Origin of the sequence: Rhizobacter sp. J219 (genome assembly GCF_024700055.1) — a bacterium.
GTDB lineage: Bacteria > Pseudomonadota > Gammaproteobacteria > Burkholderiales > Burkholderiaceae_C > Rhizobacter.
On the sequence record NZ_JAJOND010000001.1, the window covers coordinates 3,104,121 to 3,123,343 of the forward strand.

General features: G+C 68.4%; 20 protein-coding genes and 1 pseudogene. 6 read left to right on the forward strand and 15 right to left on the reverse strand.

Annotation, left to right across the window (positions count from 1 at the left end; translation table 11 throughout):
- The first annotated feature begins 86 nt into the window (after nucleotides 1-86).
- From LRS03_RS14330 to LRS03_RS14340, 3 genes are all read left to right on the forward strand, one after another.
- Nucleotides 87-596 (forward strand): Lrp/AsnC family transcriptional regulator, encoded by a 510-nt coding sequence (locus tag LRS03_RS14330; protein WP_257826207.1) that lies wholly within the window; start codon nucleotides 87-89, stop codon nucleotides 594-596.
- Between the two features lie 46 nt (nucleotides 597-642).
- Nucleotides 643-882: a hypothetical protein gene (locus LRS03_RS14335; RefSeq protein WP_257826208.1), complete on the forward strand. Its 240-nt coding sequence runs from the start codon at nucleotides 643-645 to the stop codon at nucleotides 880-882.
- Between the two features lie 84 nt (nucleotides 883-966).
- Complete coding sequence (locus LRS03_RS14340) at nucleotides 967-1,833, forward strand: GGDEF domain-containing protein (protein WP_257826210.1); 867 nt, start codon at nucleotides 967-969, stop codon at nucleotides 1,831-1,833.
- Here LRS03_RS14340 and LRS03_RS14345 read toward each other — a convergent pair.
- The 8 genes and pseudogenes from LRS03_RS14345 to LRS03_RS14380 form a co-directional block, all read right to left on the reverse strand.
- Nucleotides 1,834-3,016: pseudogene (locus LRS03_RS14345) on the reverse strand (class I SAM-dependent rRNA methyltransferase).
- Nucleotides 3,017-3,052: 36 nt separating this feature from the next.
- The gene (locus LRS03_RS14350) at nucleotides 3,053-3,490 is read right to left on the reverse strand and encodes a hotdog fold domain-containing protein (protein ID WP_257826211.1); all 438 of its coding nucleotides are present in this window, start codon (nucleotides 3,488-3,490) and stop codon (nucleotides 3,053-3,055) included.
- Nucleotides 3,487-3,921: a MarR family winged helix-turn-helix transcriptional regulator gene (locus tag LRS03_RS14355; protein WP_257826212.1), complete on the reverse strand. Its 435-nt coding sequence runs from the start codon at nucleotides 3,919-3,921 to the stop codon at nucleotides 3,487-3,489. The genes LRS03_RS14350 and LRS03_RS14355 overlap by 4 nt, the downstream gene beginning before the upstream one ends.
- 100 nt (nucleotides 3,922-4,021) lie before the next feature.
- Entirely contained in the window at nucleotides 4,022-4,957 is a 936-nt protein-coding gene (xerC, locus tag LRS03_RS14360) for a tyrosine recombinase XerC (RefSeq protein ID WP_257826213.1), read from the reverse strand.
- 6 nt (nucleotides 4,958-4,963) lie between these two features.
- A complete protein-coding gene (locus LRS03_RS14365; RefSeq protein ID WP_257826214.1) occupies nucleotides 4,964-5,641 on the reverse strand; it encodes a DUF484 family protein in 678 nt (225 codons plus the stop codon).
- Nucleotides 5,638-6,495: a diaminopimelate epimerase gene (gene dapF / locus LRS03_RS14370; protein ID WP_257826215.1), complete on the reverse strand. Its 858-nt coding sequence runs from the start codon at nucleotides 6,493-6,495 to the stop codon at nucleotides 5,638-5,640. The genes LRS03_RS14365 and dapF overlap by 4 nt, the downstream gene beginning before the upstream one ends.
- 91 nt (nucleotides 6,496-6,586) lie before the next feature.
- The gene (locus LRS03_RS14375) at nucleotides 6,587-7,486 is read right to left on the reverse strand and encodes an LpxL/LpxP family acyltransferase (RefSeq protein ID WP_257826216.1); all 900 of its coding nucleotides are present in this window, start codon (nucleotides 7,484-7,486) and stop codon (nucleotides 6,587-6,589) included.
- Nucleotides 7,483-8,346, reverse strand: a complete 864-nt coding sequence (locus tag LRS03_RS14380; protein ID WP_257826219.1) for a lysophospholipid acyltransferase family protein — start codon at nucleotides 8,344-8,346, stop codon at nucleotides 7,483-7,485. Before LRS03_RS14380 ends, LRS03_RS14375 begins: the two co-directional genes overlap by 4 nt.
- 140 nt (nucleotides 8,347-8,486) lie before the next feature.
- Between LRS03_RS14380 and metK the strand changes: the two genes are divergently transcribed.
- Together metK and LRS03_RS14390 are read left to right on the forward strand one after the other, a co-directional pair.
- Nucleotides 8,487-9,671, forward strand: coding sequence for a methionine adenosyltransferase (gene metK, locus LRS03_RS14385; protein ID WP_257826221.1), 1,185 nt, complete (start codon nucleotides 8,487-8,489; stop codon nucleotides 9,669-9,671).
- 139 nt (nucleotides 9,672-9,810) lie between these two features.
- Nucleotides 9,811-10,641, forward strand: coding sequence for an AraC family transcriptional regulator (locus tag LRS03_RS14390; protein WP_257826223.1), 831 nt, complete (start codon nucleotides 9,811-9,813; stop codon nucleotides 10,639-10,641).
- Between the two features lie 37 nt (nucleotides 10,642-10,678).
- On the opposite strand, the gene LRS03_RS14395 is transcribed toward LRS03_RS14390, so the two are convergent.
- The 4 genes from LRS03_RS14395 to LRS03_RS14410 form a co-directional block, all read right to left on the reverse strand.
- Nucleotides 10,679-12,688, reverse strand: coding sequence for a sensor histidine kinase (locus tag LRS03_RS14395; protein ID WP_257826224.1), 2,010 nt, complete (start codon nucleotides 12,686-12,688; stop codon nucleotides 10,679-10,681).
- Entirely contained in the window at nucleotides 12,688-13,350 is a 663-nt protein-coding gene (locus LRS03_RS14400; protein WP_257826225.1) for a response regulator transcription factor, read from the reverse strand. Before LRS03_RS14400 ends, LRS03_RS14395 begins: the two co-directional genes overlap by 1 nt.
- Before the next feature lie 67 nt (nucleotides 13,351-13,417).
- Complete coding sequence (locus LRS03_RS14405; RefSeq protein WP_257826227.1) at nucleotides 13,418-13,978, reverse strand: carboxymuconolactone decarboxylase family protein; 561 nt, start codon at nucleotides 13,976-13,978, stop codon at nucleotides 13,418-13,420.
- Between the two features lie 82 nt (nucleotides 13,979-14,060).
- Nucleotides 14,061-14,825, reverse strand: coding sequence for an SDR family oxidoreductase (locus LRS03_RS14410; RefSeq protein WP_257826229.1), 765 nt, complete (start codon nucleotides 14,823-14,825; stop codon nucleotides 14,061-14,063).
- A 110-nt stretch (nucleotides 14,826-14,935) separates the two neighbouring features.
- On the opposite strand from LRS03_RS14410, the gene LRS03_RS14415 reads away from it, so the two are divergent.
- Nucleotides 14,936-16,033: a DNA glycosylase AlkZ-like family protein gene (locus tag LRS03_RS14415; RefSeq protein ID WP_257826231.1), complete on the forward strand. Its 1,098-nt coding sequence runs from the start codon at nucleotides 14,936-14,938 to the stop codon at nucleotides 16,031-16,033.
- 11 nt (nucleotides 16,034-16,044) lie between these two features.
- On the opposite strand, the gene LRS03_RS14420 is transcribed toward LRS03_RS14415, so the two are convergent.
- The 3 genes from LRS03_RS14420 to LRS03_RS14430 are packed head-to-tail and all read right to left on the reverse strand — an operon-like array spanning nucleotide 16,045 to nucleotide 19,191.
- A complete protein-coding gene (locus LRS03_RS14420) occupies nucleotides 16,045-17,019 on the reverse strand; it encodes an esterase/lipase family protein (protein WP_257826232.1) in 975 nt (324 codons plus the stop codon).
- A 25-nt stretch (nucleotides 17,020-17,044) separates the two neighbouring features.
- Nucleotides 17,045-17,995 carry an MBL fold metallo-hydrolase gene (locus tag LRS03_RS14425; protein ID WP_257826233.1) on the reverse strand — a complete coding sequence of 317 codons (951 nt, stop codon included), beginning with the start codon at nucleotides 17,993-17,995 and terminating at the stop codon, nucleotides 17,045-17,047.
- Complete coding sequence (locus LRS03_RS14430) at nucleotides 17,992-19,191, reverse strand: YbfB/YjiJ family MFS transporter (protein ID WP_257826234.1); 1,200 nt, start codon at nucleotides 19,189-19,191, stop codon at nucleotides 17,992-17,994. The genes LRS03_RS14425 and LRS03_RS14430 overlap by 4 nt, the downstream gene beginning before the upstream one ends.
- Nucleotides 19,192-19,223: the final 32 nt, after the last annotated feature.

Here is a 19,223-nt window from a genome sequence, read left to right on the forward strand (position 1 = left end):
ATGGATGCTTGCGAAATTCACACGCAGAAGAAATAATCTGCCAGATCGGTTTGCTGTTGAAATTTTCGTTCTTTTCATTGATTCAGATGGAAGAAAAGTTTGCGCCAGAGTTCGACGACACCGATTTGCGGGTGCTGGAGCTGCTGCAACGAGACGCCGCCCTGTCCAACCAGGACCTGGCCGCCGCGGCCCACATCTCGCCCGCGACCTGCCTGCGCCGCGTGCGCCGGCTGGTGGAGGCGGGCGTGATCGAGCGGCGCGTGGCCATCCTGTCGCCTGAGCGCCTGGGTGCCGGCCTCACCGTGCTGGCCGAGGTGACGCTGGACCGCCAGGGCGCCGAGCACCTCGCCGAATTCGAGGCGCGCGCGGTGGCTGACACAGCGGTGCAGCAGTGCTACCGCGTTTCGCCCGGCCCCGACTTCATGCTCGTGATGCAGGTGCCCGACATGCCGGGCTACCACGCACTGGTGCAGCGCCTCTTCACGCAAGACGCCAACGTGCGCAACGTGAAGGCCTTCTTCAGCGTGCACCGGGGGAAGTTCGAACCATCGATCCATCTGCCGCAGCCACGAGGAGCCGCACGCAGCGTGCAGTAGTTGCTACAGCCGTCACGGCTCGCGGTCGATAACGATTCATCACGAGATGCGACTGCTGACCGTCCCCATGTACTCCGACGTTCATCGCCCCACGTCCTCCCTCGAAGCCTGGACCCAGCGACAGGCGCGCCGCCTCCGCCAGCGGCTGCAGATGGTGCGCATGGTGTATGCGAGCTACGTGGTCGATTCGAGCCTGCAGCTGGCGCTGGTGCTGGCCGGCGGGCTCGCCCTGCAGGTGCCGCTGATCTGCATCGGCACCGGCACGGTGTTGAGCGGCGTCTTCTAAGCTCTGCTGGGCTCGGGCTGGACCGAGCGTTTTGAAGACCACTACCTCGTGGGCCCCCAAATGATGGCGCACGCACTCGTCCCCATGGGCTTGGCCTGGTACGCACCCGAGATCGGTGTGCTGATTCTGATGGTGCTGTTCATCACCTTTGGCTTCGGCGCGTTGCGCGTCAACCCGAATCGCCTGCAGTCAGGGGCGATCTTCGGTACGACGGTGGTGGTGGCCGGCGTGTTCGCCATCGTCGTGCTGGTCGGTGACCGTTTGGCCATGCCCACGGCCACCTGGCAGCAGCGCGCCCTCTGTGGCTTGTGGATGGTGGTGATCCTCGCGCGCAGCACCCTGCTGGGCCTGTTCAGCGCCAAGCTGCGCATGCTCGTCAAGGCTCGCAACGAAGAGCTCGCCGCCACCTTCGACAAGCTCGAGCAGATGGCCGCACGCGATGAACTCACCGGTACGCTGAACCGCCGCAGCGTCATGCGCCTGCTCGACGAGGAACGCCAGCGCATGGAGCGCACCCGCCAGCCGTTTGGTGTCGTGCTCTTCGACCTCGACCACTTCAAGCTCGTGAACGACAGTCACGGCCACCTGGTCGGTGACGAGACGCTCAGGCACTTCACGCGCGTGGCATCGGCGAGCATGCGCGACACCGATCGCCTGGGGCGCTACGGAGGCGAGGAGTTTCTGATGCTGCTCACCGTCACGTCCGACGAAACGGCGGCATGCGTCGCCGCCGAGCGCGTGCGCGAAGCCACGGCCGCGCACGACTGGGCAGCGGTGGCGCCACGCCTGAAGGTCACGGTCTCGGCCGGCGTGGCGCTGTGCCGACAGGGCGAAACCACCGAGCAGTTGCTCGACCGCGCCGATCAGGCGCTGTATGAGGCCAAGCGTGGCGGGCGCAACCGCGTCAGCGTGTCCGGGCCGGCACCCAGCCTCGACGCCGCGGGTTCTTGATCACGTCCTGATCACGACCAGGCCCTTGAGGTACTCGCCCTCGGGGAAGGTCACGGTCATCGGGTGGTCCGGCGCGGCGCCGGTGCGGGCGTAGACGAGGCCGTCGACGTTCGCATCGAGGCCCGCCCCCGCGACGATCTTGTGGAAGAGGTCGGCGCTGATACCGCCCGAGCAGGAGTAGGTGAAGAGCAGGCCGCCCACTTCCAGCAGCTGGAAGGCCAGGCGGTTGATGTCCTTGTAGGCGCGGGCGGCGCGTTCGGCATGGCTCACGGTGGGGGCGAACTTGGGCGGGTCGAGCACGATGGCGTCGAAGCGCTCGCCGCGCTTGAGCGCTTCGCGCAGGGTCTGGTTCACGTCGGCATCGAGCGTGGTGTGGCGCGAGGCCTCGAAGCCGTTGAGGGCGACATGGCGGGCGGCCCGTGCGAGCGCTGGGGCCGACGAATCGACGCTCGTCACCTGCGTGGCGCCGCCGGCGAGTGCGGCCACGCTGAAGCCGCCGGTGTAGCTATAGCAGTTGAGCACCCGTTGGCAACCGAAGTGGCGCACCGTATCGGCGAAGAGCTTGCGACTGTCGCGCTGGTCGAGGTAGTAGCCGGTCTTGTGGCCTTCGGCGACGTCGAGCGTGAGCTGCCAGTCGTGTTCGCGGATGGTGAGCTTCGGTGGTGCCCTCTCCGCGCAACCAGCCGGTCACTTCGGGCAGCCCTTCGAGGCCGCGGCTGCTGGCGTCGCTGCGCTCGTAGAGCCTGGACAACCCAGTGGCCGCGAGCAGCTGATCGGCCAGCGTCTTCTTCCAGCGCTCGGCGCCAGCGCTCAGGAACTGCGCGCACAGCGTGTCGCCATAACGGTCGACGATCAGGCCCGGCAGGCCGTCGGCTTCACCGTGGATGAGCCGCATCGCATCGCTTGCGATCGGCAGACGGGCACGGATGTCGATCGCCTTGCGGATGCGGCGCTCGAAGAAGGCCGCATCGATGCGCTCGGCCTCGTCGAAGCTCCACGCCCGCACGCGGATCTGCGACTGCGGACTGAAGGCGGCCCAGGCGAGGAACTTGCCGTCGCGTGCATTCACGCGCACGGTCTCGCCGGCGTCGGCCTTGCCGGAATGGATGCTGCTCTCGAAGACCCACGGGTGGCGCTTCTGCAGCGAGCGCTCTTTGCCTTCTCGCAGGGTGATGGCTTTCATGGGCGCGATTGTCGCGCCCGATGGCCGTTGCCATCGTCAGTGCTTGACGTTCATCGTGATCACCGCACTGAAGACCTTGGTGCCCTCGGTGTCGTAGGCCGCCACCGGCACCTCGATGTTGCCGGGCTGCGCCCAGTCAACGGCCTCGGCTTCGGTCACCACGCGGATGTCGGTCTTCGCCTTGGCCAGGTACTGCACCGTCATGCCGATGGGCAACCAGCGCGCACCGGTCGGAATGGACACATCGGTGCAGGTGCCGGCCACCAGCTCGGCACCATTGCACAGCGCAATGGCGTGCACCGTGCCGATGTGGTTGTGCACCTTGCGCTGGTTGCGGATGCGCACCTCGGCAAAGCCCTTGCGCAGGTCGACGAACTCCGGCTCGACGCTGGCGAAATACGGTGCAACGGTGCCGATGGCGGCCGAGAATTTCTCGGGGCCGAGTTGCTGGTAGAGGGCGAGGTTCTGGCTCATGTCGAAGACTCCGTGGTGAAGTGGATGGATGCGGCGTGGTGGAGAAAGCGCGCCACGACCGCGAGTTCGTCGTACGTGAAGCCCTTGGTGAGCTGGACGTTCACGCGTGCCAAGACGGGCTTGGCTTGTGCGACCACCGCCCTGCCCTTGTCGGTCAGATACAGCCGGGTGGACCGGCCGTCCTGCTCGCAGGGCCGGCGCCGGATCAGCCCGTTGTCTTCCATTCGGCTGACGAGGCCGGTGATGGCAGAGTTCTTGAGCTGCAGCTGCGCCGTCAGGTCCTTCAGCTGGCAGCCCTCTTGCGACTCGATGGCAAAGAGCGCCACCACCTGCGTGCCCGACACCTCCAGTTCAGCGCTGAACACCTGGTCAGCCGAGCGGAACAGGTTCTGGCGCGCCTGAGCCACCAGATGGAAAAGACGCGGCTTCATCGGCCGTGATTCGATTTACTTCGCATGCGGACTATATTAGTACGCATGCGAAGTAAATACAAGTGCGCAAGCGTCTGAGGGCAACGAAACGGATAAGGAGCTAGCGCTTCTTCGCCCTTGGGTGAGCAGCGTCGTAGACCTTCGCCAGGTGCTGGAAGTCGAGCTTGGTGTAGACCTGGGTCGTCGTGATGTTGGCGTGGCCCAGCAGCTCCTGAACCGCACGCAGGTCGCCGCTGGACTGCAGCAGGTGCGAGGCGAACGAATGTCGCAGCATGTGGGGGTGCACGTGGGTTGGCAGGCCGGCCTGCAAGGCACGCGTCTTCAATCGCGACCGCACCTGGCTCGCGGTGAGGCGGGTGCCGCGCTGACTGACGAAGAGGGCCGGCTCGCCCTGCGCGGCCATCGTGCTTCGTTGATCGAGCCACGCCCGCAAGGCGATGAGCGCCGGTCCGCCAACCGGCACGCTGCGCCGCTTGCTGCCCTTGCCGAGCACGTGGGCCGCGGCATCGGCTGCATCGATCCAGCCTGCGGCCGCGGCGCTCGGCTGCACATCAAGACCTACCAGTTCGCCAACGCGCAGGCCACAGCCGTATAGCAGCTCCACGATGCAGTGATCGCGTGCGGCCAGCGCGGGGTCGCCGTGTTCGTCGGTTTGCTCAGCCAGGGCCACAGCGTGGTCCACCGACAAGGCCTTCGGCAAGGGCTTCGCAGCTTTGGGCGCTCGCACGCCCTCCACCGGGTTCAGCGCGACAAGCCCCTCGCGCCCCGCCCAGCGGTAGTAGCCCCGCCAGGCCGAGAGCACGAGCGCAATGCTGCGCGAGGCCAGCCCCTGTGCATGCAGCTGGGCCGCCCAGCGGCGCACATGATGCACTTGCGCGACACGTGGTGAAGCGAGCCTGGCCTCGGCGGAAAACGCCTGCAGGCGCTGCAGCGCGTCGCGGTAGAGCGTGAGCGTGCGCTGGGCCAGCCGGCGCTCGACTTCCAGGTGAACGAGGTGCCGACGCAGGTCCTCGCCAAGACTTGCTGCGTCGTGCATGGGCCGCTACACGACCGGCAGCAGCCGCGCCAAGCCGGCGCTCGCGATCTCGCCGATGCGCACGAGGAACTCGGTGCCCATGTCGGCGCTGTAGCGCGTGGGGTCCGGCGAGGCCAGCACCAGCAGGCCGAAGGCCTCCGGCGCGCCGCCGTGATGCAGCGGGATCAGCGCCATCGAGGCCACCGAGCGCGGGTCTTCGAGCCACGAGGCCGCCTCGAAGCCGGCGTTGACGCCGCAGTACGGCAGGCTCAGGCTCGACGCAAAACTGCGCGCATCCTCGCTCACCGGCTTGGCGAAGCCGAGCATGCTGAAGGCCTCGGCCGCGCCCCACACGCGGATGGCAGCCTGCGGGATCATGAACTGGTGCTTCAGCTCGCTCACCAGCACGCCGGGCAGGTCGCCCGGGTTTTGCGTGAGCATGATGGCGCGCGTCCATTTGTGCAGCTTGTCGGCGATGGTCACGTTTTCCTGGCCATGGCGGATCATCTCGACGATGCGCTGCTCCAGGCCCTTGTGCTTCTCGCGCAGCATTTCCATCTGCCGCTCCTGCAGCGAGACGGCGCGCTGCCCATGCGGGCTCATGATCTGGATGGACGCGAGCAGCTCGGCATGCCGCTCAAAGAACCCCGGCGTGTTGGCGAGGTAGTTGGCGATGTCCTGCTCGGTGATGCCTTGAATGCTCACAGCGAAATTTCTCCTTCGAAAACGGTCACGGCCGGGCCTGTCATCAGCACAGGCGAACGCCCCCCCTGCCACTCGATCGTGAGGCGGCCACCACGGGCATCGACCTCGACACGCGCATCGAGCAAGCCGAGGCGGATGCCGGCCACCACCGCGGCACAGGCACCAGTGCCGCAGGCGAGCGTCTCGCCGGCCCCACGCTCGTAGACGCGCAGGCGAATGTGGCTTCGGCTCACGACCTGCATGAAGCCGGCGTTGACCTTGCGCGGGAAATGCGGGTCGGCCTCGATCAGCGGGCCGTGCACTTCGACCGGCGCGTGGTCGACGCTGTCGACCACCTGCACGGCGTGCGGGTTGCCCATCGAGAGCACGGCCACTTCGTCGATCACCCCGTCGCCCACGTCGAGCGGCCAGAGTTCGAAGTCGCCTTGCCGGCGCGGGGTCGCGCCTTGCGGGTCGAACGGGATCTGCGCGTGGTCGAAGACCGGCGGCCCCATGTCGACGGTCACGCGGCCGTCATCCTGCAGACGCAGCTCGAGCAGCGTGTTCATGGTGTCGACGCGGATCACCTTCTTGTCGGTGAGGCCGCGGTCGCGCACGAAGCGCACGAAGCAGCGCGCGCCGTTGCCGCACTGCTCCACTTCATCGCCGCTGCCGCCGTTGAAGATGCGGTAGCGAAAGTCCACACCCGGCGTGCGGCTCTTCTCCACGACGAGGATCTGGTCGGCACCTACACCGAAGCGACGATCGCCGAGCTGGCGGTATTGCTCGGGCGTCAGGTCGAGCGGCTGCTGCGTGGCGTCGAGCACGACGAAGTCGTTGCCCGCGCCTTGCATCTTGGTGAACCGGAGTTGCATGGCGCGGATTATCGCCCCCCAGTCGTTTCACTCCTGCCCCCAAGGGGCGCCGTCCGGCTTGGGGCGGCCCGGCGCCGGACCCTCCGGCCGCTCAGTAAAGACTGGGCTCGCCTGCCGGCCGGGTCTTGAAGCGCTTGTGCACCCAGAGGTACTGCGCCGGGTTGCGGCGGATCTCGCTTTCGATCCAGCGGTTCATCTCCGCGGTGTCGGCCACGGCGTCATCGGTCGGGAAGTTCTGGAGCGGCTCGCCGAAGCGGACCTTGTAGCCCTGCCCGCCCGGCAGCATCTCAGCCACCACCGGCTGCACCACCATGTCGAGCGCACGCGCCATGCGCGACGGGGCCAGCAGCGTGGCGGCTGGCACGCCGAAAAAGGGCACGAAGGCGGCATCGCGCTCGCCGAAATCCATGTCGGGCAGGTTGAAGAACGCGTGGCCCTTGCGGATGGCGCGGATCAGCGGCAGCGCCTTGTCGCTGCGCGGGAAGATCTCGGCCTTGTCGCCAAAGCGCAGCCGGCCCTTGCGGATGATGTCGTCCATCACCGGGTTGCTCTGCGCCTGGTACATCGAGCAGGCGTACTGGTCCTGGAACAGCAGCACCGCGACCCCGGCCACGTCGAGCCCCATGAAGTGCGGCACCAGCCACATCACCGGCCGCGCGCTGCGCTCGGCGAGCTTGACGTCGCCTTCGACGTGGATCATCGACCGGAGCCGCTCGGCGGGCGCAAACCACAACAGGCTGCGCTCGAGGATGCTGCGGCCGAGCCAGCGGAAGTGTTCTCGGGCGAGGCGCTCGCGTGCCGCAGCCGACATCTCGGGAAAGCACAGCTCCAGGTTGCGCAGCGCCACCTTGCGACGCGCCCCGGCCAGCAGATAGAGCAGGCGGCCGGTGCCGTTGCCCACCGCCGCGAGCACCGGCAGCGGCAGCAGGTGCAGGCACCACATCACGCCCAGCAACAGCCGGGCGCCGAAGGTTTCGGCACGGGTGCTCATGGCGCCACCTCGTCAGGCCCGGCCTGCGCCCGCGGCGATTTGTAGCGGTGGTAGCCCCACAGGTATTGCTGCGGGCACTGGCGGATCAGCCCTTCCATCGCCCGGTTGATCGCGATCGCCGCCGCCGTGCCGTCGGTCGGCAGCGGTTCGGGGAATGGGAAAAAGCGCTGCACGTAGCCGCCGCCACGCGGCAGCCGCTCGACCCAGGTCAACAGCAGTTCGGCACCGGTCTGCTGCACCAGGCGAGTGGCGAGCGTCATCGTGTAGGCCTCACGCCCGAAGAACGGCGCCCAGACGCCCATGCCCTCGGGCGGCACCTGGTCGGGCAGCAGGCCGACCATCTCGCCCTTGCGCAAGGCGCGAATCATCTGGCGCACACCCGCCAGCGAGGCCGGCGCCGCGTGCAGCCGAGGCCGCTCGCGCGAGGTGCGCACCAAGTCGCGCAGCCAGGGCTGGCGCGCCGGCCGGTAGAGCACCGTGATGGGCTGGACGGCCCCGAAACGTTCGGCAATCGCCTGCGCCGCCACCTCGAAACAGCCCATGTGCGGCGTCAGCAGCAGCACCCCGTTGCCGCGGCCCAGTGCGGCGGCCAGCAAGGCCTCGCCCTCGAAGCGCACCCGCGGCAGGATCGGTTCATCGGGTTTGCGCATCCACAGATAAGGCAGTTCCATGACCATGCGCCCGGCCGAGGCAATGGCAGGCTTCCATTGCGCCGGGCGCAGACCCGCCTGCGCCGCATTGGCCACCATGCGGCGCCTATAGGTCGGCGACAGGAGATAGGTGACCCAGCCCAGAAATGCGCCCAGGGCGTGAAGCAATGCGAGGGGCAGCCCCGCAAACCAGTGGAAGAGCGTGAGCATCTGCTTCTTATAATCAGCGCCAATCGCCGAGTTACTGAACTACTTGCGGGGCGATTCAAAAAATTCTGCTAAAGCGTTCGCCGCTCTCTGAACCCACTAGGCCGGCAACGCAATGTGTGCAACCTACTGGAGTTTAAAGAGTGTCCAACGATTTCCTCTTCACCTCGGAATCCGTCTCTGAAGGCCACCCCGACAAGGTGGCCGACCAGATTTCCGACGCCATCCTCGACGCCATCTTCAAGCAGGACCCGCGCTCGCGCGTGGCCGCCGAGACGCTGACCAACACCGGCCTCGTGGTGCTGGCCGGCGAGATCACCACCAACGCGCACGTCGACTACATCCAGGTCGCACGCGACACCATCAAGCGCATCGGCTACGACAACACCGAGTACGGCATCGACTACAAGGGCTGCGCGGTGATGGTCTGCTACGACAAGCAGTCCAACGACATCGCCCAGGGCGTCGACCACGCCTCCGACGACCACCTCAACATCGGCGCTGGCGACCAGGGCCTGATGTTCGGCTACGCCTGCGACGAGACGCCCGAGCTGATGCCCGCGCCGATCTACTACGCCCACCGCCTCGTCGAGCGCCAGGCCCAGCTGCGCAAGGACGGCCGACTGCCCTTCCTGCGCCCCGACGCCAAGAGCCAGGTCACGATGCGCTATGTCGACGGCAAGCCGCACAGCATCGACACCGTGGTGCTCTCCACCCAGCACTCGCCCGACCAGAGCGAAACCACGACCAAGATGAAGGCTTCGTTCACCGAAGCCATCATCGAAGAGATCATCAAGCCGGTGCTGCCCAAGGAGTGGCTGAAGGAAACCCGCTACCTGATCAACCCGACCGGCCGTTTCGTCATCGGCGGCCCGCAGGGCGACTGCGGCCTGACCGGTCGCAAGATCATCGTCGACACCTACGGCGGCGCCTGCCCGCACGGTGGTGGCGCGTTCTCGGGCAAGGACCCGTCGAAGGTCGACCGCTCGGCCGCCTACGCCGCCCGCTACGTGGCGAAGAACATCGTCAAGGCCGGCCTGGCCAAGCAGTGCCAGATCCAGGTCGCCTACGCCATCGGCGTGGCCAAGCCGATGAACGTGACGGTCTACACCGAAGGCACCGGCGTGATTCCCGACGAGAAGATCGCGGCGCTCGTCAACGAGCACTTCGACCTGCGCCCGAAGGGCATCATCCAGATGCTGGACCTGCTGCGTCCGATCTACGAGAAGACCGCCGCCTACGGCCACTTCGGCCGCGAAGAGCCTGAATTCTCGTGGGAGAAGACCGACAAGGCGGCCGCGCTGCGTGCAGCGGCGGGCCTCAAGTAATCTCTCCGGCCGACCGAAAGCAAGGGGCCGCTCACGCGGCCCTTTTCTTTGCGGCGCAGCGCAACGCTTACCCCAGCAAGGGGGATGGGCCCTCGCAAAGCACGTCCATACACTTTTGCGGCAGTCTCGCGAGCGTCCCGTGCCGAAGCCTCCCCTGATTCCCTACAGCGAGTTGCCGCTCGACGGCCTCGATGCCGAACGTGTGGAGGCCCTGTGGCTCTTCGTGGCCAGCGGCCCGGACCTGCAGCGCGTGCTGCCCGACGGCCGCACCGACATCGTGGCGCGCTTCCACCTCGAAGACGACCTCCAGAGCATCTCGCGCGTCCGACTCGTGATCGCAGGGCCGACGCTCCATGTGCGCGAGGTGCCAGCGCGGGCCGGCACCGGCCTGATGGGCCTGCGCTTCAAGCTTGGATGGGCGAGCGCCTGCCTCGGCGTCTCGCCCAAGCTGCTGCGCGATCGTGAACTTCTGCACGAAGAGGCCGACACATTGCTGCCGCAGCATGCCGAGCAGTTGAAGCGCTGTCGGTCACTTTCGGAACTGAAGCGCACGCTGGTGTCGACCGCACACGAGCTGCTGCAGGCCTCGCGCATCACACCCGGCCAATTGCTCGCGGCAGAAGCGGTGCGCCTCTTGCGCAGCGCGCCCGAGAGGCCCGACCTCAAGCTTCTGTGCCGACAGCTCGGGGTCTCCGAACGGGCCCTGCGCCGCGAGGTGCTGCAAGCCGTGGGCGTGCCCTTGCGCAGCCTCGCGAGCATCGTGCGGTTTCACCGCGCCATGATGCTGATGCGCGAGCCAGGCGCACGTCCGAGCGTGGTGGCGGCCGAAGCCGGCTACAGCGACCAGGCCCACATGAACCGAGAGTTCCGGCGCTATGGCCGCTTCACACCGGCCGTGCCTATGCAGGTACCGCTCATCGGACGCAGTGCACCGCCGAGCGGGGCAGGCCGAAACGTTCAAGACCGCTGAGGCCAGCGTCCTTAGGATGCCCCTCGATACATCGCTGTCACGCAAGTCGAAAGTGCAAGGGAGGCACGCACAAGGCAGCTCGAGATTGGCCCACACGAGGGGTCATCCGATGCGGGCGTTGTGAGTGCGAGGTAGGGGGGAAGCGGCGAGGGCTTGTCGGCCGATACCGGCAAGTCCTCGCTGGGCTTCGCCAGGGCCGCGTCGCTGCAAGCCCTTCAGGCCTTGCCCGCCGCCTGCACGGGCCAGTGCAACACCACCGCCGTTCCGCCTTCCGCTCCGGGCTCGACGCGCAGCGACGCGCCGATGCTCGCCGCCCGCGATTGCATGTTGGACACGCCGTGCCCGGCGCCCTCCGCTGCGCGGGCAGGCCCACGCCGTTGTCGATGAGCGAGAGTTCGATCACCGCGTCGCCGTCGCTGCCGACCAGCTGGGCTTGAACGGCCACCTCGGTGGCGCGTGCATGCTTGAGCACGTTGGTGAAGCCTTCGAGCAGGATGCGCTGCACCTGCAGCACCGACTGCGGCGAGAGCTGCGGCAAGGTCGGCAGTTGCGACACGTCCCAGCGCACCTGCACACCCGCCGCGGCCAGGCGCGGCTGCAGGCGATAGCGCAGCGTCGCCAGCACCGCCACCAGATCGCCGTGCACCGGCTGCAGCGAGTCGACCGCCATGCGCATCTCGTCGAGGGCCTGCTTCACATGCTCTTCGAGCACCTGCGGGTCGGTGTTGCGCTGGCCGACCATGCTCAAGAGGCCCACCAGCTGCGAGCCCACGCCATCGTGGATCTCTCGCATGATGCGCTGGCGCTCGGTGAGCACCGCCTGCTCCTGCTGCTGTTTCTGCAGGTCACCGAAAGCCTGGTGCAGCTGCTGCTCACGCTCAGCCACCCGCTGCGCGAGGTTGGCGTTGAGCGCGCGGTAGTCGGCCACCGAGCGGCTGTAGCGCTCGGCCACCAGCCCCGCCATGATGAGCACGAAGAGAAAGATCGCGTGCGGCGTGAAGTTGTTGCGCAGGCCGGTCGAGTGGCTGAAGCGCACGAAGCTCAGGTCGTAGATGCCCGCCCCCACCGCGATGGCGGCCGCGCAGACCAGCAGCCAGCCGAAACGCCCCCGCCCCTGGATCGCCGCGCGCACGATCAATGCAAGCGTGGTCAAGCCCACCGGCACCAGCACCGCCAGACCCGCCGTCCACAGCATCGGCATGGCCAACGCGAACGAAGCGATCGCCAGCGCCGACGAAAGCCCCATCGCGATGTAGATCGCGCGCCCCGTCCATGCGGGCGCCGTGCCCAGGGCCAACAGCGCGAAGCGGCAGATGAGCGCGAGATGGCAGGCATACGCCACCGCCGCGATCGCGCCCCACAGCGGCCACATCACCGGCACATCGGGCCAGACCTGGTCGAGGTTGCGCACCACGCCGAGGAAGGCCGCAGCACTGAAACACCCGTACAGCGCGTCACGCTGGCGCCACCACAACACGCCGGCCAATCCGCCCATCACGGTGAGGCTCACCGCGAAGATCACCGACGAGAAATGCCGCCATCGCCGCTGCTCGGCGTACATCGGCTCCACCTCGGCCTGCGTGCCATAGAGCACGAGCGACAGCCCGCCCCAGCGCTGGCGCTGGATGGTCACGTCGACCCGCAGTTCGTTGGGCCGATCCGCATGCAGCAGGGAAGCCGGCACGCTGACGAGATAGGCCGTCTTCGCGGCATTGAAGACCGGATCACCCAGCGTGCCCAGGCGCTGCACGGTGACGCCGTTGACCTGCACCAGCACCTGGTTGCCCACGCGCGAGAAGAGCAAGGCCATCGGCTCGTCATGGCTGCGCGGCGGCAACGCGATGCGGTAGGTCGCGCTGCCATCGCGGCCGGGGAAGTCGATGTCCCAGCGGCGGGCGAGGTCGACTTCGCCTTCGCGCGCCGGCAGCCCATCGGGACGCAAGGTGGCTTGCGCGCGCTCCAGCGTGATCACCGCATCGGCCGCCGTGGCCGGTGCGGCGCACAGTGCCAGGCACACGCCCAGCCACGCGAGCAAGGCGCGGACCATCAGTTGCGCAAGAGTCCCAGCTGCCGCGCCTCGAACACGGCTTCGGTCTTGTTGTGCACGTCGAGCTTGCCGTAGATGTTGCGCACGTGGGTCTGGATGGTGCTGACCGACAGCCCCATCTGCTGCGCGATCTCAGGGTAGATGAAGCCGCGGGCGATGAGGTCCAGCACTTCCGATTCGCGCTTGGACAACGCCACCGGCCCGCCGACCCGCGGCGCACTGGGCGACGGCGGCGCGCTGGCCTGCCAGCGCACGAGCAGCTGGCGCGCGATGATGGGCGACATCGGCGAGCCGCCGCCGTGCAGGCTCAGCACATGAGCCGCCAGATCGGCCTCGGTGCCGTCTTTCAGCAGGTAGCCGCCGGCACCGGCTTCGAAGGCCTGCAGCATGTTGGCCTCATCGGCAAACATCGTGATCACCATCACCGCGCACGCGGGCTGCATGCGCCGCGCCTGGCGGATCACTTCGAGACCGGGAGTGTCGGGCAGGCCCAGGTCGACGAGCAGCACGTCGACTGCGTTTTCGGCGAACCAGACCAGCAGCTCCTGCGCCGTGCCGGCCGCGTGCAGCAGGCGCAGCGTGGGCTCGGCGGCGATGACACGCTGGAAGCGTTCGCGCACGCGGGCATCGTCTTCGACGAGGGCAACGGTGATGGGGTCCATGACGGGCGGATGTTCTCACGAGCCCCCGCCGCCCGGCGTGGATTCGCCTCCTCAGAACATGGGAGGGCTACGCTGCGGCGGGGAAACGCGCAGCCATCGTTTCGAGCGGCAGGCGCAGGCCATTCGTGAGGTAGGCCACGGTGCGGTAGAAGCCGGCGAGCATCAGCAGCTCGATGCACGCCGGCTCGCTGAAGCGCGCCGACAGCTCGGCCCACAGCGTGTCGTCGACATCGCAGTTGCGGTGCAGCGCATCGCACAGCCGGATCAGCACCCGGTCTTCGTCGCTCCAGCACGCATCGGTGGCCGTGCCGTGGACGGTGGAGGCCAGCTGGGCCGCATCGAGCCCTGCCTTCGCGGCAAAGCCGCGCACGTGCACACCCCACTCATATTCCGAGCCGCAGAGCGCCGTGGTGCGGTGGATCACCAGCTCGCGCTGGCGCAGCGTGAGGTGGCCGCGGTCGAGCAGGCTGGCAGCGAAGAACTTGCCGAAGAGCCGCGGATCGCGTGCCAGCGTGGTGAAGAGCACGAGGGGCGGCACCCCCGGCGGCATGATGAGGTCGATCGGCCTCTGGATGTCGGGCGGGAACGGGGGCATCGCGGGGGCAATGCGGGCAGGCGTGGCGTCCACTGGAATCTCCTTGCTTCAGTTTTCATAGCAAACTCTAGCCACATCGCTACGAAAAGTAAAGCAAAGAGTTTCGAACACCCCCTCAGCTGCGGTTGATCGACACCCCACCATCCACCAGCAACGCGGTGCCGGTCACGAACGACGACGCGTCGCTCGCGAGGAAAAGCGCCGCCTGCGCGATCTCATCCGGCGTCGCGATGCGCTTGAGCGCAAAGAGGCTCGACAGCGCCGCGCGCCCTTCCGGCGTGCCGACGAGGGGCGCCGCCATCGGCGTGTCGGTGCCGCCGGGCAGCAGCGCATTGGCGCGGATGCGCTGGGCCCCGAACTCGGCCGCCGTGACCTGCGCCAGCGCGATCAGCCCGGCCTTGGCCGCCGCATACGCCGCCATGCCGGGAAAGCCGACGCTGTGGCCCACGAAACTCGAGGTGAAGATGAGCGAGCCGCCGCCGCGTTTGAGCATCGCCGGCACCTGATGCCGCGCGCCGAGGAAGGCACTCGTGAGGTTGCTGTCGAGCGTGTGCTGCCAGTTCTCACGCGTGAGCTGTGGCATCGGCGCCAGCTCGCCCAGCGTGCCGGCGTTGTTGAATGCGATGTCGAGGCCGCCATGGCGCTGAGTCGCGAGCTCGACCAGCGCCTGCGCATACGCCTCGTCGCGCACGTCGCCGGCCAGCGCCACCGCGTCGCCGCCGTCGGTGACGATGCGGTCGACCAGCGCGTTCAACTCCGCCCCGCGCCGCGCCGCCAGCACCAGCTTCGCCCCCTCGCGGGCGAAGAGCCGGGCCGTCGCGAGCCCGATGCCGGAGCTGGCGCCGGTCACCAGTGCCACCTTGTCTTGCAATCCCTTCATGTGTGCCTCGATGTGTGTTGAAGAGGCTGCAGTGTCGAAAGCTGCAAGCCTGCTGACACGCCGTTTCCGGACCTGTACATCCGACCGCGCCCCGCCACAGAATCACTCGCATGCCCACCACGATCACCCTCGACGACCTGCGCCGCTACGCCGTCGCCCGCACGCTCTTTGCGCCCACCACGCTCGCGCGGGCGATCCAGAAGCTCGGCTTCGTGCAGGCCGATCCGATCCGCGCGCCGGCGCGCGCACAAGACCTCACGCTGCGCCACCGTGTGAAGGGCTACGTGGCGGGCGACCTGGAGCGGCGCTACCCGAAGCTTGCGATCGAAGAAGACTGCCTGGTGAACTACGGCTTCCTGCCGCGCGAACACCTTGCGCTGATGCACCCGCGCGTGGCCGCGCACCCCTGGAAGCCCACCACCAAGCGCCAGGCCGACGAGGTGCTCGCCTTCGTGCGCGAACGCGGCCAGGTGCACCCGCGCGAGGTCGATGAACATTTCGCGCACGGCCGCATCACCAACTACTGGGGCGGTTCGTCGAGTGCGAGCACCAAGCTGCTCGACGGCATCCACTACCGCGGTCTGCTTCGCGTGGCGCGGCGCGAGAACGGCACGCGCATCTACGAGCTGGCCACCCATCCGCAAGGCGATGACAGCCCCGCCGGCCGCACGCTGCGTGCCGCCGCCTTGATCGAGCTCATCGTGCGCAAGTACGCGCCGCTGCCGGCCTCGAGCCTCACCTACCTCACGCGCCTGCTCGGCTACGGCGCACCGCACCTGAAGACGCAGACACAGGCCGCGATGCGCCTGGCCCGCGAGCACCTCGCCAGCCTGCAGATCGACGGCACCACCTGGTACTGGCCGGCCGACGAGAACCCGCGCTCGGCCCGCCACGCGCCCGACGACGCGGCACGCCTGCTTGCGCCCTTCGACCCGATCGTGTGGGACCGGCGCCGCTTCGAGCTGCTGTGGGGTTGGACGTACAAGTTCGAGGCCTACACACCCCCCGCGCAGCGCAAGCTCGGCTACTACGCGCTGCCCCTCCTGTGGGGCGACCGGGTGATCGGCTGGGGCACGCTGTCGGTGGCCGGCGCGCACCTCACGCATGCGCTCGGCTACGCCACGAAGGCGCCACGCGACGCCGTCTTCAGGCGCGAGCTCGATGCCGAACTCGCCCGCCTGCGCAGCTTCCTGCGCCTGGAAGGCTGAGCCGTGCTGCCTCAGCGCCCCAACGGATCGCGGTAGACGCGCGACAGCAGGCGATCAAAGGCTGCGGCCCGGTCGGGCGGCGTCGGACGCAACACCCCCTCGGCCTGCAGGACGTGGAGCAGTTTCATCGGTGCTTCGCGCTTGTCGCCCACGATCTCGACGTGGCCGGCGTTCACCAGCACGCGCTTCGTGCGCGGATCCCCGTCGACGGCCGGATGGCGCTGCTCGTCGAGCGTGAAGATGTCGTCGCTCTCCACGCAGCGACCGCCTTCCGTGCGGCGGCAGGTGTCGCGCTCGTCGGTGTCGATCTTCAGGTGATCTCGCACCGGTGCCGACAGCGGACCAGGCTCGCGGATGAAGCGCGACGAAAACGTGATGTCCGCCCACTTCGGCCCGGTGGTCACATAGCAGCTCAGCGGCAGCAGACCCAGCGTCAGCGGATACAGCCAGGTGCGCCCGCAGGGCCGCGCCGCCTCGATGCCGGCGAACGGGCCCGACACCGTGACCAGGCGCAGTCCGAGAGGTCTTGCCGGCAGCGGCTCGGCCAGCGTGTCAGTGAGTGCCCGGCGCGCGATCAGCGCGCCCTGGCTGTGCCCGATCACGGTGACCTGCGGCAACTGCGACTGGCTGGCAAGTTGCGTCACGGCCGAGCGCAGCTGCGCCGCGCTGTCAGCGAGCTTCGCGCGATCGTCGTAGGTGAAGCAGGCGGTCTGCTGGCCATGGAACGCGAGCACCTGGGCCAGCCCGCGGAACTGCCCCGAGGAACCGAAGCAGCCGTGCACGAGCACATGCACAGGCTGGCTCGCATCGATGCGCACGCGGCGGTCGGGGCTGTCGGTGCAGGGACCGAGGCCGGCAATGTCGAGCGTGGTGTCGGGAGCCGGCAGGCGCCCCGGCTCCAGATCGGCGGCCACGAAGCCGTCTGGAGAGGCACACCCTGCGAGGCCGCACACCAGCACGAGCGCAGCAGCAAGTCGTTTCATCATGTTCGGTCCTCCAGCGGGTTTGTGCTCAGGCCGGTTCGATGCGTTCGCCCACACGGCGTGCCGCACCGCTGGCCACCAGTTCCATCGCCAGCGCCTCGCTCCAGGCGGCCGCCGACGCTTCGAGGCAGCCCGCACCTTCCCACACGCTGGAAAAGTAACGCGTGCGGCCCACCCAGTCCTTCAACTCGGCGAGCGTCTCGCCCCGCACCTCCATCAGATGAAAGCTGATGAGGACCTTGGCCGCATACCGTGCATGTCGCTGACGATCCTGAACGAACGCCCCGAGCCGGGTGCGCGCACGGGCCAGCGCAGCGGGCAGGTCGGTGAACGGCCGCCCATGGCCCGGCACCACCATCGACACCGGCAGGCGCTCGATCACGTCGAGCACGGCGGCCACGTCGTCGAAGGCCGACTCGCCTTCAAGCTCGGGGAAGACGACGCCGAAGCCGTTTTCCCACAACGCATCGGCCGAGATCAGCAGGCCGGTGGCGGCATCGAACAGCACCACCGACTCAGGGTCGTGCCCGGGCGCCGCGATCACCTCGAAGCGCCGGCCGCCGACGTGCAGCGACTCGCCGGGCGCCAAGGTGCCATGCAATTCGAAGCGCTCGCAGCGCTGGCCGGTGGGGGCATAGGTCAGCACTTCTTCGTCCCAGCGCCGCACGGCCTCGGCATGGCCGGGCGGCGTGATCACCTGCGCACCGAAGGCGCGCTGCAGGGTCGCGTTGCCACCGCAATGGTCGGAGTGCAGGTGCGTGTTGACGATGCGTGCGAGCGGCTTGCCCTGCAGCGCATGGCGCACCAGCGCCTCGGTCTGCGCGGCGTGCGAGACATGCCCGCTGTCGATCAGCACGGCGCCGGGCTCGTCACCCTGCGCGTGGATCAGCACGTTGTTCGACGACAGCCAGCCGCGCTCGAAGACGGCGAGGCCGGCCAGCGCAGGGTGCGTCTTCAGGTCGGGAGACGGCAGATTCATGGTCGTGGATGATGCTCCGGCCGCGCCAATGCCCGCTGGCATGAGGCCAACACCGCGCCAAGCGCGAGCACGCCGGCCGAGACGGCGAGGCCCATGCGCAGCCCGCCGGCCCCATCGGCCAGCCAGCCCACGAGGCTCGGGCCCACGATCTGGCCCGCGGCAAACACGATGGTGAACGCCGCGATGCCGGCCGGCCACGCCGCGGCGGCGAGGTTGTGGCGCACCAGCGCCGTGGTTGATGCGACGACCGACAGGAACACACCGCCGAACAACACACCCGACACCAGCACCGCGGCCGGGTGCACGCTCAGCACCGGCAGCACGGTGGCCAGCGTGAGCACGCCGTTGAGCACCGCCATCGGCCGCCCGCTGCGATGGCGCTGCAGCAGGCCCGCCCACACGAACGACGACGCGATCACGCCCACGCCCAGCACACCGTAGAAGACGGTGATGAAGCCATGGCTCATCTGCTGCTCGCGCAGCAGCGTGACCACGAAGGTCATGTAGCCGATGTAGCCGAGGCCGAAGAGGAAGTACGACGCGAGGCCGAAGCCGAGGCTCGCCCAGCGGAAGCGTTCCGTCGCGTTGGCGGCCGCGGCCACGGCGGCGCCAAGGCCCCGCGTCGCACGTGCGGCCACCACGGTGGCCACCAGGGCCACGACGCCGAGCGCGCCCCAGGCCCAGCGCCAACCATGACCATCGGGCAAGCCCACCAGCGGCGGCACGAGCAGGGCCGAGGCGATGATGCCGGCGCCGGTGCCTCCGTAGTAGATGCCGAGCACCAGGCCGGATGGCGCCCCCGCGAGACGCGCGGCCAGCAGCCCACCCGAGACGAAGGTCGCCGCACTCGACACGCCGGTCAGCAGGCGCAGCGTGTAGAGCAGCTCGTCGCTGCGGGCGAGGCCGTGCGCCGCCATCAGCAACGCGGCACACGCGCTGCCGCCGATCAGCAGCGGCCGCGCCCCCCAGCAGGCCAGTGCGCGCGGCATGAGCAACGCACCCAACAGGTAACCGGCGGCGTTGGCGGTGTTCATCGCGCCGGCGGTGAGGTAGCTCCAGGCCAGGTCGTCGCGCATCGGCGGCAGCAGCAGCGCATACGAGAAGCGCGCGAGCCCGAGCGACACCGCCGCCCCCAGCGCCAGCGCTGCAGCCACCCCCAGCGCAGCCGAACGCGACAGCGAGGGCGCACTGTTCATGAGCGCTCACCTTGGCACAAGGTCGGTGCGGG

Excerpts from the sequence above, each read along its gene's own strand:
- LRS03_RS14340 (WP_257826210.1), top strand. The coding sequence starts at position 967 with ATGGGCTTGGCCTGGTACGCACCCGAGATCGGTGTGCTGATTCTGATG.
- LRS03_RS14350 (WP_257826211.1), bottom strand. The coding sequence starts at position 3,490 with ATGAGCCAGAACCTCGCCCTCTACCAGCAACTCGGCCCCGAGAAATTC.
- LRS03_RS14420 (WP_257826232.1), bottom strand. The coding sequence starts at position 17,019 with ATGATGAAACGACTTGCTGCTGCGCTCGTGCTGGTGTGCGGCCTCGCA.
- LRS03_RS14330 (WP_257826207.1), top strand. The coding sequence starts at position 87 with ATGGAAGAAAAGTTTGCGCCAGAGTTCGACGACACCGATTTGCGGGTG.
- LRS03_RS14395 (WP_257826224.1), bottom strand. The coding sequence starts at position 12,688 with ATGGTCCGCGCCTTGCTCGCGTGGCTGGGCGTGTGCCTGGCACTGTGC.
- LRS03_RS14400 (WP_257826225.1), bottom strand. The coding sequence starts at position 13,350 with ATGGACCCCATCACCGTTGCCCTCGTCGAAGACGATGCCCGCGTGCGC.
- dapF (WP_257826215.1), bottom strand. The coding sequence starts at position 6,495 with ATGCAACTCCGGTTCACCAAGATGCAAGGCGCGGGCAACGACTTCGTC.
- LRS03_RS14375 (WP_257826216.1), bottom strand. The coding sequence starts at position 7,486 with ATGAGCACCCGTGCCGAAACCTTCGGCGCCCGGCTGTTGCTGGGCGTG.
- LRS03_RS14430 (WP_257826234.1), bottom strand. The coding sequence starts at position 19,191 with ATGAACAGTGCGCCCTCGCTGTCGCGTTCGGCTGCGCTGGGGGTGGCT.
- xerC (WP_257826213.1), bottom strand. The coding sequence starts at position 4,957 with ATGCACGACGCAGCAAGTCTTGGCGAGGACCTGCGTCGGCACCTCGTT.
- LRS03_RS14380 (WP_257826219.1), bottom strand. The coding sequence starts at position 8,346 with ATGCTCACGCTCTTCCACTGGTTTGCGGGGCTGCCCCTCGCATTGCTT.
- LRS03_RS14335 (WP_257826208.1), top strand. The coding sequence starts at position 643 with ATGCGACTGCTGACCGTCCCCATGTACTCCGACGTTCATCGCCCCACG.
- LRS03_RS14410 (WP_257826229.1), bottom strand. The coding sequence starts at position 14,825 with ATGAAGGGATTGCAAGACAAGGTGGCACTGGTGACCGGCGCCAGCTCC.
- LRS03_RS14425 (WP_257826233.1), bottom strand. The coding sequence starts at position 17,995 with ATGAATCTGCCGTCTCCCGACCTGAAGACGCACCCTGCGCTGGCCGGC.
- LRS03_RS14415 (WP_257826231.1), top strand. The coding sequence starts at position 14,936 with ATGCCCACCACGATCACCCTCGACGACCTGCGCCGCTACGCCGTCGCC.
- LRS03_RS14355 (WP_257826212.1), bottom strand. The coding sequence starts at position 3,921 with ATGAAGCCGCGTCTTTTCCATCTGGTGGCTCAGGCGCGCCAGAACCTG.